Below are 10,692 nucleotides of genomic sequence, written 5' to 3'. Positions count from 1 at the left end.
CCCCGCCGCACCGGCGGGCGCATCATGCACTACTCAGCCGGCTTTGCCGCCGTCCTCGCCGCCATTTTCGCGCTGGGCGCCGGGGTCATCCCGTGGATCTTTACCAACTCGGACGCCGTGGTGGATGCCATGCGCGGTCCCTGGTGGGTCATGGTGGCGATGGTGGTCGCCGGCGGCATCCTCTTCGCCTTCGACGGCGTCCTGCTGGGCGCCGGCGACGCCGCCTACCTGCGCAACATCACCATCGGCTCGGTTCTAGTGGGCTTCTTGCCCGGCATCTGGCTGGCCTACGCCGCCGACGGGGGACTGCTGGGCATTTGGTTGGGCCTCGGGGCGTTTATCGCCTTGCGTACAATCGCGGTGGTATACCGTTTCTACTCCATGCGCTGGGCGGTCATTGAGCCCCGAGCGGTGGAGGACGCGCACTAGCAGCCAACTGAACCGACAGCGAGAACGAGGAGGACCAGGTGCCACGCACCCTGTGGGCGGTCGCGGACTTGCACGCCGCCGTCAAGGCGAACACGCCCCATATCGACGGCCTGGCGCCTGAGAACCCTAACGACTGGCTCATTGTCGCCGGCGACGTGGCGGAGCGCACCGAGCTCGTGCTGCGGGTGCTACGCCAGTTAAAGTCCCGCTTCGCCGAGGTCATTTGGGTCCCCGGCAACCACGAGCTGTTCAGCCGGTCCGGGGACCGGTGCCGTGGCCGCGACAAATACGACGAGCTCGTCGCCGGCTGCCGGGACCTAGGCATCTACACCCCGGAGGATCCGTACCCAGTCTTCGCCGGCCACACGGTGGCGGGCCTTTTTACCCTCTACGACTACAGCTTCCGCCGCCCCGGGGTCAGCGTGGAGGAGGCCTTGGCCGCCGCGCGGGAGGCGCAGCTGGTGATGACCGACGACTTCGCCATCGCGCCTTTCGTGGACATCCGCGCGTGGTGCTGGGACCGGCTGGCCTACACGATCAAGCGTCTGTCCCGGATCTCTGGTCCCACGGTGCTGGTCAACCACTGGCCGCTGGTCCAGGAGCCGACGCTGAAGCTGGGTATCCCGGAGATCAGCTTGTGGTGCGGCACGCGCCATACCCGCTCCTGGGCCAAGCGCTACGACGCCCGCGCGGTGGTCTACGGCCACCTGCACATGCCGGGCACAATCGTGGTCGATGGGGTAGAACACCACGAGGTCTCCTTGGGCTACCCGCGCCAGTGGAGCCAATGGGATGCCCACCGCAACCGGCAGCCGTGGCCGTACCCGGTGCTGCACGAGGAGGACTGATCATGCTTGAGCCTAGTCTGTTCCCGGATTCCGCCCGGTTCTGTTACGTGCGGACCCGCTCGGAGCACTCCGACCTGATGAATTTCCAGGGCCTGCACCCGCTGGAGCAGTCCATCGTTTCCCGCTCGGTCAACGTCCGCAAATCCGAGTTCGGCGACGCCCGCTGGTGCGCCCACGAGGCCCTGCGGGAGGCGGGCTACACCGGCAGCGAACCGATCCTGCGCGGCGAGCGCGGCAAGCCGCTGTGGCCGGATGGGTTTACCGGTTCCATGACGCACACCGAGGGCTTCCGCGCGGCCGTGGCGGCGCCCACCACCAAGGTGCGCTCGCTGGGGCTGGACGCCGAGCCGGCGGAACAGCTGCCGGAAGGCGTGCTGGCGATGATTGCCCGGTCCGGCGAGATCCCCCAGCTGGAGAGGCTGCGTGCGGCGGGCATCCCCTTCGCCGACCGGCTGTTGTTCTGCGCCAAGGAGGCCACGTACAAGGCGTGGTTCCCCATGACGGACCGCTGGCTGGGCTTCGACCAGGCCGAGATCGACCTGCGCGAGGACGGCACGCTGATTTCCTACCTGCTGGTTCGGCCGGCCCCCGTGCCGTTTATCTCCGGGCGTTGGATAGTCAGGGACGGCTACGTGGTGGTCGCTACGACGGTGGACATCAACTTTCCCTAAGGCCCAGCCTTACGCACCGCTGGCCGCCGGGGACGCGAAGCGTTAAAGCGTGGACGGGCGCGCGACGAAAACGGTGGCCAGCCGCTTGCCCTTCTCCTTGACCAGGGCGACTGCTCGCCCGTCGGGGCCGACGGCGGCGTGCGTGCCTTCCAGCCCGCGGGGCTCAAGCCACTGTCCCATCGCGAGCGCGGCCTGTTCGTCGGCGGTGACCTCGAGGACGGGGTAGCAGCGGGTGAGCGCCTCGTCGAGAGAGAGCGACAGGCGGGGAGATTCCTCCAGCTCGGCCAGCGGAGCGGAGTCATCCAAGTAAAAATTGCCCACGGCCGTGCGCCGCAGGGCGGTCAGGTGCCCGCCGCAGCCCAGCGCTTCGCCCAGGTCCCGAGCCAGGGAACGGATATAAGTGCCGGAGGAACACTCCACGCTGCACTCGATGTCGATCCAGCCGTCGGTGCGGGTGATGGAGTTCACCTCGAAGGAGTGGACGGTCACCGGGCGGGCGGGGATCTCGACGTCCTCGCCGTCGCGCACGCGCTCGTGGGCGCGCTTGCCGGCGATCTTGATGGCGGACACGCTGGCGGGCCGTTGCATGATATCGCCGCGCAGGTCCTGGATGGCGGCCAGGATGCGGGCGTCGTCGAGCGCCTCGGTGGTCCCGCGCGAGGTGATTTCGCCCTCGACGTCGTCGGTAGTGGTCGCTGCGCCCAAGCGGATGGTGGCCTCGTAGGCCTTGGTGGCTGCGACGAGGTGGGCCAGGAATTTCGTGCCGCGCTCCAGCCCGGCGATGAGCACGCCGGTGGCCATCGGGTCGAGGGTGCCGGCGTGACCGACCTTGCGGGTGCCGAAGTAGCGGCGTAGCCGGGCCACGACATCGTGTGAGGTCATGCCCGCGGGCTTGTCCACAATTACCAGTCCAGAGCTAGCGAGAGGATCCGTCATGGCCTTCGAGTCTAGGGCATGGGCAGCCATGTTCTAGCATAGAGGGCGTGGATATTTGGTATGGAATGGAGGCCATCAGCGACCAGCTGGAGGCCAGCGTGGTCACCATCGGCGTCTTCGACGGAGTACACCGCGGCCACCAGCAGCTGATCGAGCGCACCGTGAGCCGGGCCCACGCCCAGGGCATCAAGGCCGTCATGGTGACCTTCGATCCGCACCCGGTGACCGTCTTCTTGCCGCGGCGCGCCCCGCTGGCGGTGACGACGCTGCAGCGGCGCTTCCAGCTGGCCGAGCACTACGGGCTCGACGCGGTGGTCGTCATCGACTTTACCCACGAGCTGTGCGGCCTGAGCCCGCGGGACTACGCCCAGTCGCTCCTGGTCGACAAGCTGCATGCCCAGGGCGTGGTCGTGGGAGCGAACTTCACCTTTGGCGCCGACGCCGCCGGCACTCCGGCCGTCCTTACAGAGCTGGGCGAACAGATGGGCTTTACGGTCGATGTCATTGAGCTGCTCGATGACGAGGGCGTGCGGATCTCCTCGACCACGGTGCGCCAGTTCCTGGCCGCCGGCCAGGTCGACCGGGCCAACTGGGCGCTGGGGCGGCACTTCTCAGTCTCCGGGCCTGTGGTCCGCGGGGCCGGGCGCGGCGGCAAGGAGCTGGGCTACCCCACGGCAAACCAGTACTTCCCGGATTCCATCGCCATCCCCGCCGACGGCGTCTACGCCGGCTGGTTCACCATCGACGAGCCCGCCGCGCCCATCGAGGGCAACATGGAGGCAGGCGTGGCCTACGCGGCGGCGATCTCCGTGGGCACCAACCCGACCTTCGGGGACGAGCAGCGCTCCGTGGAATCCTTCGTTCTGGACCGCAGCGCGGATCTCTACGGCCACGACGCGACCGTGCAATTTACCGCCCACGTCCGCGACATGGTCAAGTTCGACTCCGTCGACGAGCTACTCGAGGCCATGCGCAACGACGTGGCAAAAACCCGCCAGCTACTGGCCGTAGACGCGCAGGCCTGCGGGTGGGAGCCGGGCATCTATTTCCTGGAAGGCGAGAGCTAGCTACCGCGGATTAGCGCGAGGGAGGACACGTACGTGCGCAAGATCATCCTGGACCTAGACACCGGCATCGACGACGCGCTGGCGCTAGCGCTCGCCGTGGCCCACGAGGACCTCGAGCTCATTGGGGTGCTGGGCGCCTACGGCAACGTCGAGGTCGAGGTGGGCGTGCGCAATACCTTGGCGCTTTTAGACCTGCTTGGTTGCGACGACGTGCCGGTCTTCGTCGGCCCGCAGCGGCCGGGCTTTGCGGTCAGCGCGGCCTCGGCCGGCATTCACGGCGCAAACGGCCTGGGCGGGGTAGAGCTGCCCGCGCCCAGTCGCCAGGCGCAGCCGGAGCCGGCCGTGGATTTCTTGGTCCGTATGGCGCACCGACACCAGGAAAGCAGCGATATCGTCTTCGTACCCACCGGGCCGTCGACCACGCTGGCACGGGCCCTGGACCGTGACCCGGCGGTGGCGAGCCTTCCGGTCGTCATGATGGGCGGGGCCCTGACCGTGCCGGGCAACGTCACCGCCTGGTCCGAGGCGAACGTCTCCCAGGATCCGGCGGCTACCGATGCCGTCGTGCGTGGCTGCCGGGATCTGACCATGGTGGGCCTCGACGTGACCTTGCAGACCCTGCTGACGCGGGAGACCACCCGGGCCTGGCGGGCCGCCGGCACGGCGGCGAGCGTGGCCTATGCCGACATGGTGGATTTCTACCTCGACGCCTACGCGAAAAACTCGCCCCACCTGGGCGGGTGTGGACTGCACGACCCGCTGGCCGTGGCGGTCGCCGCGGAGCCCGACCTGGTCGGCTGCCGGCGGATGCCGCTCAAGGTCGACGTGGACGGGCCAACCATTGGGCGGACTATCGGGGACGAATCCCGGATCGGGGAGGACGCCGGGGTAGCAGTTGCCCTGGACGTCGACGCCGACCGCTTTGTCGACGGCTTCTGCCAGCGGCTCACTCGCGTGCTCGCGTGATTTGGTGGTTTGTGCCGCTAGCAGCTAAGATTTCCGGATAGCTTTGTGACTGCGGTCCGCAGCAGTTGCGGCGGCGCCTTTGAGGGCGCTTGATTTCATGCGGACTGAAATATGTTTGAGGAGATTATCTCATGGCACTGACCACTGAGAAGAAGGCCGAGATCCTGAAGGAATACGGCCTCCACGAGACCGACACCGGCTCCCCGGAAGCCCAGGTTGCACTGCTGACCTACCGCATCAGCAACCTGACCGAGCACCTGAAGGACCACAAGCAGGATCACCACTCCCGCCGTGGTCTGCTGCTGCTGGTCGGCCGTCGCCGCGGCCTGCTGAAGTACCTGGCTTCCACCAACATCGACCGCTACCGTGACCTGATTTCCCGCCTGGGTCTGCGTCGCTAATTACCAGCGTCGATTGTCGCATTAGGCGTTGAGCACCGGCCGTGCTCAGCGCCTTTTTGCGATCTCTTTAGCCTCTTCTGCCTCCCCGCCGGCAGCCGCTGCGGCGGTGCCGTGCGCTTTCGGGCGCGACTTTAGCGGGCGCGGTTGTATCGATCCGGCGTTTGTGCTGGTAGTATTGAGCACCGTTGTGTGAATTCAACGTTGTACGACTACCGGCGACACCGACGATTGCCGGATGATGAGGAGAATTAACTTTAATGAGCGCTAACAACGCTGTTGAGTATGTAAACGACGACGACTTCGGTATCACCGAAGCTATCGCCACGCTGGATAACGGGGACTTCGGTACCCGCACCATCCGCTTCGAGACCGGGCAGCTGGCCCGCCAGGCCGACGGCTCGGTGACCACCTACCTGGACGACGACACCATGCTGCTGGCCACCACCACGGCTTCCAACCAGCCGCGGGAGGGATTCGACTTCTTCCCGCTGACCGTGGACGTGGAAGAGCGCATGTACGCCGCGGGCAAGATCCCCGGCTCGTTCTTCCGCCGCGAGGGCCGACCGTCCACCGAGGCCATCCTGGCCTGCCGCCTGATTGACCGCCCGTTGCGCCCGACCTTTGTCAAGGGCCTGCGCAACGAGGTCCAGGTCGTTATCACCGTGATGTCCCAGGCGCCGGATGAGTACTACGACGTCGTGGCCATCAACGGTGCTTCCGCCGCCACCCAGCTATCCGGCCTGCCGGTCTCGGGCGCCGTGGGCGGCGTCCGCATGGCGTTCATCGCCGATCAGAAGCACCCGGAGGGCCAGTGGGTGGCCTTCCCGAACTCCGAGCAGCACGACCGCGCGCTGTTCGAGATGGTCGTGGCCGGACGCATTGTCCAGCGCAAGAAGGGCCGCAAGACCGTCGAAGACGTGGCCATCATGATGGTCGAGGCCGGTGCCGGCGTCAACGTCGCCGAGCGCGTGGCCGAAGGTGCCCCGGCGCCGCAAGAGTCCGCCGTGGCCGAGGGCCTGGAGGCGGCTAAACCGTTCATCAAGACCCTGTGCGAGGCCCAGGCCGGACTGGCCGAGCGCGTGGCCAAGGAAACTCAGGAGTTCCCGCTCTTCCCAGCCTACTCCGACGAGGTCTTCGAAGCCGTGGAGAAGAAGGCCAGCAAGAAGCTGGAGAAGCTGCTGACCATCGCCGGCAAGCAGGAGCGCGACGAGGCTACCAACGAGCACATGGAGCAGGTCGAGGCCGAGCTTATCGAGCGCTTCGAGGACGAGGATGCCTCCAAGCAGATCCGCAGCGCTTACAACGCGGTGATGAAGGAGATCGTCCGCCACAAGATCCTGGCCGAGGGCTTCCGCATCGACGGCCGCAGCGTGACCGACATCCGCGACCTGGGCGTCGAGGTCGAGCTAGTCCCGCGCGCCCACGGTTCCTCCCTGTTCGAGCGCGGCGAGACCCAGATCATGGGCGTGACCACCCTGGACATGCTGAAGATGGAGCAGCACATCGACTCCCTGACCCCGGTCGAGTCGAAGCGCTACATGCACCACTACAACTTCCCGCCGTACTCCACCGGCGAGACCGGCCGCGTCGGCTCCCCGAAGCGCCGCGAGATCGGCCACGGCGCGCTGGCCGAGCGCGCCCTGCTGCCGGTCATCCCGTCCCGCGAGGACTTCCCGTACGCCATCCGCCAGGTCTCTGAGGCGCTGGGCTCGAACGGCTCGACCTCGATGGGGTCGGTCTGCGCCTCGACGCTGTCGCTGTACAACGCCGGCGTCCCGCTGAAGGCCCCAGTGGCCGGCATCGCCATGGGCCTGGTCTCCGGCGAGGTCGACGGCAAGGAGAAGTTCGTCGCCCTGACCGACATCCTGGGCGCGGAAGACGCCTTCGGCGACATGGACTTCAAGGTCGCCGGTACCTCCGAGTACATCACCGCCCTGCAGCTGGACACCAAGCTGGACGGCATCCCGTCCGCCGTGCTGGCGGACGCCCTGGAGCAAGCTCGCGATGCCCGCTCCGCCATCCTGGCCACTATGGCCGAGGTCATCGAAGGCCCGGACGAGATGTCCCCGCTAGCGCCGAAGATCACCTCCGTGCAGGTGCCGGTCAACAAGATCGGTGAACTCATCGGCCCGAAGGGCAAGACCATCAACTCCATCACGGAGGAGACCGGCGCCGACATCACCATCGAGGACGACGGCACCGTTTACGTCTCCGCCGAGTCCGGCGAGGCCGCCGACGCCGCCCTGGACAAGATCAACTCGATTGCCAACCCGCAGCTGCCGAAGGTCGGGGAGCGCTTCCTGGGCACGGTCGTCAAGACCGTCGCCTTCGGCGCCTTCGTTTCCCTGACCCCGGGCCGCGACGGGCTCATCCACATCTCCAAGCTGGGTGGCGACGAGCGCATCGAAAAGGTCGAGGACGTGGTCAACGTGGGTGACAAGATCCAGGTCGAAATCGCCGACATCGACAACCGCGGCAAGATCTCCCTGGTCCCGGTCGACGAGGACTAATACTCCAGCGACCTAGCGCTCGATAGTTAAGGGGCCGGAAGGCCCCTTTTCTTGTATCGTTAGATGTATGGATACACCCCGACAGCGTGCTGGCGATAAGCAGCGCCACGCAGCCGCTGAGCTGGTCAGCCAGGCCTTCAGCGAAGGCAAGATCAGCTTGGCTGAATTCGACGATCGCTCCCAGCGCGTCTGGGAGGCTACCTACCTCGACCAGCTCACCGAGCTGGTCGGCGATTTGGGGCTAAGCCACGACCTGGACAAGGTTGATTCGCCCGCGCCGGTGCGCAACGCCAACTATCCCGTGGTGGTTTCCAACCGCGAGGGCTCGAAGTTCTCGATCGGCATCATGGGTGGGGCGGAGCGCTTCGGCGGCTGGCACTGCGAGTCCAGCCATTTCGCCTTGAGCATCATGGGCGGCAGCGAGCTGGACTTCTCCGAGGCCACCCTCGGCGCGAACCGCGTGGTCATCAACGCCTGGGATCTCATGGGCGGCTCGGAAATCCGCGTCCCGGAAAACTACAACATCCGCCTGGAGGGCTTCGGGATCATGGGCGGGGCGACCGTGAAGAACGGCCCGGGCGTGACCGTCCCGCTCTCGGAGGTCCCGGATGACGCGCCGACCATCGTGCTGGTCAACTACGCGCTCATGGGCGGCAGCGACATCATCCGCGTGCCGGCGGTGCGCCGCCGCAAGGACTAATCCCGGAAGTTGCCCGCCTACTTAGAAGACGTCCGCCTACTTAGCCGGCGAAGTCGATGACCACGCGCGGCGGGCCATCCATGTACGTCACAGAGTAGGGGACTTTTTCTTTCAGGCCCACCACGAACTGGGACTGGGCCTCGAAAGCGCTGGTGAACTGGACCTCTTCGATGACGCCGGCGCCCGGGAAGCTGCCGGTGTCTAAGTATTGTTCCTCCAGATCCGGCGTGGACGGCCACGGGGTGGGCTCGATCCCTAGGCCCAAGAAGGCGTTGCCGGCTACCTCGACGGGATGGCCGGAGGCCTGCTGGGTGGGCGCGTCGGTGTAGCTGGCGAACCAGCTGGCGGGGCCCTCACCTCTAAATTCGATGACCATACGGGTAAAACCGTCGTGTTCTGCGGTGCGCACGCGCACTGGGACCAGCTCGCCGGCGCCCTGGGCCATGTGTTGCTCATCGTCCAGGGACGGGGTGCCCAGCATCTTCACCCCGTCGGAAGCCTCGGCGGCAGGGGCGGTCGCGCCTTTCTGGACCGTGGAGGATTCGGCCCCCGCGGTGTCATTATCGGGGGCGCTCGAGGTAGAGGTCACGGTGCTGGGGGAGGCCCCGTCAGCGTTGTCGGAGCTGTCGGAATTCGCGCAGCCGGTGAGGACGAGGCCGGCCACCGCGAGGGGAGCGAGGGTAGAGATCCACTGGCGCATAGGGGGTCATCTCCTTGGGTAGGTAAAGGTTATCCCCAGTTTAGCTGAAACGCGTGTGGCGGTTGTTAATTGTGAAAAGCGGTGGTTAGTTCTTGAGCTCCACGATCTGGATTAGGTTGCCGCAGGTGTCGTCGAAGACCGCGATCCGGGACGGGCCCACGTCGGTCGGCTCCATGGTGAACTTGACGCCGCGGTCTTTAAGCTCCGCGTAGTCTCGGTCCAGGGAGTCGGTGAGGAACTGCGTGAGCGGAATACCTGCCGTCCGCAGCGCCTCGGTGAATTCGCCGGCGGCGGGGTGGCCCTTGGGTTCGAGCACGATTTCCATGCCGGCGCCGGGAAGCACCGAGCCGTCCTCGGCCAGCTGCGTCGGGTTGATGATGGTCAGCCAGCGGAAATCGCCGTGCGTGACGTCGTCCTTGACCTGGAAGCCGAGCGTGCCAACGTAGAAATCGTGGGCGTGGGCCACATCATTGACCAGAATGGAACCAATATACATGCGCATGGGCGTCAGTATAGTGGCCCAAAGCCGTGTGGCCGGGCGGTAGAATGGCTGGGGTAACAAAACGCGGGCTTTCGGCCCGCAGCCGTGTTTCGGCCGTTTCCACCGCTACAGCCTTAAAGGTTGGCGGTGGGCCCGCGCCGTCCCGCCCCGCGCGGGGCGGGGTGCGGCGGCTGGCGCGGGAAGAAAAGACCGCAAGGGAAAGAAGGTAGCGCGATGAATATTCAAGTCGGTGTGCTGGGTGCAAAGGGACGCGTGGGCGAGGCCGTCGTGGAGGCGGTGCAGGCTGCCGAGGACCTGGACCTGGCGGCGACCATCGACCACGGGGACTCCCTGGAGCTGCTCAAGACCAACGGTGTCCAGGTCGTCGTGGACTTCACCACGCCGGATTCCGTCATGGGCAACCTGGAGTACTGCGTGTCCAACGGTATCCACTGCGTGGTGGGCACCACGGGCTTTGACAAGGACCGCCTGGCCCAGGTCCACCAGTGGACGCAGGCCTCCGGCGCGGGGCACGTGCTGATCGCGCCGAACTTCGCTATCTCCGCCGTGCTGACCATGGTGCTCTCCCGCCAGGTCGCCCAGTACTTCGAGACCGCCGAGGTCGTGGAGTACCACCACCCGACGAAGCTGGACGCGCCGTCCGGCACCGCCGTGCACACCGCGGAGGGCATTGCCGCCGCTCGCCAGGAGGCTGGCATGGGGCCCATGCCCGACGCCACGGAAAAGGCCTTGGACGGCGCCCGCGGCGCCAACGTGGATGGCGTTCCGGTCCACGCGGTGCGCACCCGCGGCATGGTGGCCCACGAGGAGGTCATCTTTGGCGCCCAGGGCCAGAGCCTGACTATTCGCCAGGACTCTTACGACCGCACCTCCTTCGTGCCGGGCGTGCTGGTCGGCGTCCGCAACATCGCCGACCGCCCGGGCCTGGTCGTCGGGCTGGAATCCTACTTGGGACTCTAGGC

The 10,692-nt window shown here is 66.5% G+C and carries 11 protein-coding genes and 1 pseudogene; 9 read left to right on the top strand and 3 right to left on the bottom strand.

Features of this window, described 5'->3' with window-relative positions:
* The 3 genes and pseudogenes from HMPREF3067_RS11480 to HMPREF3067_RS04260 form a co-directional block, all read left to right on the top strand.
* Window positions 1-429 (top strand): annotated as a pseudogene (locus tag HMPREF3067_RS11480) (MATE family efflux transporter); the annotation flags it as partial.
* A gap of 38 nt (window positions 430-467) precedes the next feature.
* Window positions 468-1,277 (top strand): metallophosphoesterase family protein, encoded by an 810-nt coding sequence (locus HMPREF3067_RS04265; protein WP_070768489.1) that lies wholly within the window; start codon window positions 468-470, stop codon window positions 1,275-1,277.
* 2 nt (window positions 1,278-1,279) lie between these two features.
* Window positions 1,280-1,948 (top strand): 4'-phosphopantetheinyl transferase family protein, encoded by a 669-nt coding sequence (locus HMPREF3067_RS04260; protein ID WP_070768488.1) that lies wholly within the window; start codon window positions 1,280-1,282, stop codon window positions 1,946-1,948.
* A gap of 42 nt (window positions 1,949-1,990) precedes the next feature.
* Here HMPREF3067_RS04260 and truB read toward each other — a convergent pair whose 3' ends face one another.
* Window positions 1,991-2,884: a tRNA pseudouridine(55) synthase TruB gene (truB, locus tag HMPREF3067_RS04255; protein ID WP_070768487.1), complete on the bottom strand. Its 894-nt coding sequence runs from the start codon at window positions 2,882-2,884 to the stop codon at window positions 1,991-1,993.
* 47 nt (window positions 2,885-2,931) lie between these two features.
* Between truB and HMPREF3067_RS04250 the strand changes: the two genes are divergently transcribed.
* The 5 genes from HMPREF3067_RS04250 to HMPREF3067_RS04230 all read left to right on the top strand — a co-directional run bounded on the left by HMPREF3067_RS04250 (window position 2,932) and on the right by HMPREF3067_RS04230 (window position 8,528).
* Window positions 2,932-3,951: a bifunctional riboflavin kinase/FAD synthetase gene (locus tag HMPREF3067_RS04250; RefSeq protein ID WP_371259767.1), complete on the top strand. Its 1,020-nt coding sequence runs from the start codon at window positions 2,932-2,934 to the stop codon at window positions 3,949-3,951.
* Window positions 3,952-3,984: 33 nt separating this feature from the next.
* Window positions 3,985-4,917 carry a nucleoside hydrolase gene (locus tag HMPREF3067_RS04245; protein WP_070768485.1) on the top strand — a complete coding sequence of 311 codons (933 nt, stop codon included), beginning with the start codon at window positions 3,985-3,987 and terminating at the stop codon, window positions 4,915-4,917.
* 131 nt (window positions 4,918-5,048) lie between these two features.
* A complete protein-coding gene (gene rpsO / locus HMPREF3067_RS04240) occupies window positions 5,049-5,318 on the top strand; it encodes a 30S ribosomal protein S15 (protein ID WP_070768484.1) in 270 nt (89 codons plus the stop codon).
* Window positions 5,319-5,575: 257 nt separating this feature from the next.
* Entirely contained in the window at window positions 5,576-7,828 is a 2,253-nt protein-coding gene (locus tag HMPREF3067_RS04235) for a polyribonucleotide nucleotidyltransferase (protein WP_070768483.1), read from the top strand.
* A 67-nt stretch (window positions 7,829-7,895) separates the two neighbouring features.
* Window positions 7,896-8,528 carry a DUF1707 SHOCT-like domain-containing protein gene (locus HMPREF3067_RS04230; RefSeq protein ID WP_070768482.1) on the top strand — a complete coding sequence of 211 codons (633 nt, stop codon included), beginning with the start codon at window positions 7,896-7,898 and terminating at the stop codon, window positions 8,526-8,528.
* 40 nt (window positions 8,529-8,568) lie between these two features.
* Here HMPREF3067_RS04230 and HMPREF3067_RS04225 read toward each other — a convergent pair whose 3' ends face one another.
* Window positions 8,569-9,228, bottom strand: coding sequence for an AMIN-like domain-containing (lipo)protein (locus HMPREF3067_RS04225; RefSeq protein WP_070768481.1), 660 nt, complete (start codon window positions 9,226-9,228; stop codon window positions 8,569-8,571).
* Between the two features lie 85 nt (window positions 9,229-9,313).
* Window positions 9,314-9,730, bottom strand: a complete 417-nt coding sequence (locus tag HMPREF3067_RS04220; protein ID WP_070768480.1) for a VOC family protein — start codon at window positions 9,728-9,730, stop codon at window positions 9,314-9,316.
* 213 nt (window positions 9,731-9,943) lie between these two features.
* On the opposite strand from HMPREF3067_RS04220, the gene dapB reads away from it, so the two are divergent.
* Window positions 9,944-10,690, top strand: a complete 747-nt coding sequence (gene dapB, locus HMPREF3067_RS04215) for a 4-hydroxy-tetrahydrodipicolinate reductase (protein ID WP_070768479.1) — start codon at window positions 9,944-9,946, stop codon at window positions 10,688-10,690.
* The last annotated feature ends 2 nt before the right edge of the window (window positions 10,691-10,692 follow it).

This window comes from Corynebacterium sp. HMSC04H06 (assembly GCF_001815935.1).
GTDB lineage: Bacteria > Actinomycetota > Actinomycetes > Mycobacteriales > Mycobacteriaceae > Corynebacterium.
The sequence above is the reverse complement of the archived record's forward strand: the minus strand, read 5'-3'. Positions and strand labels throughout refer to the sequence as shown.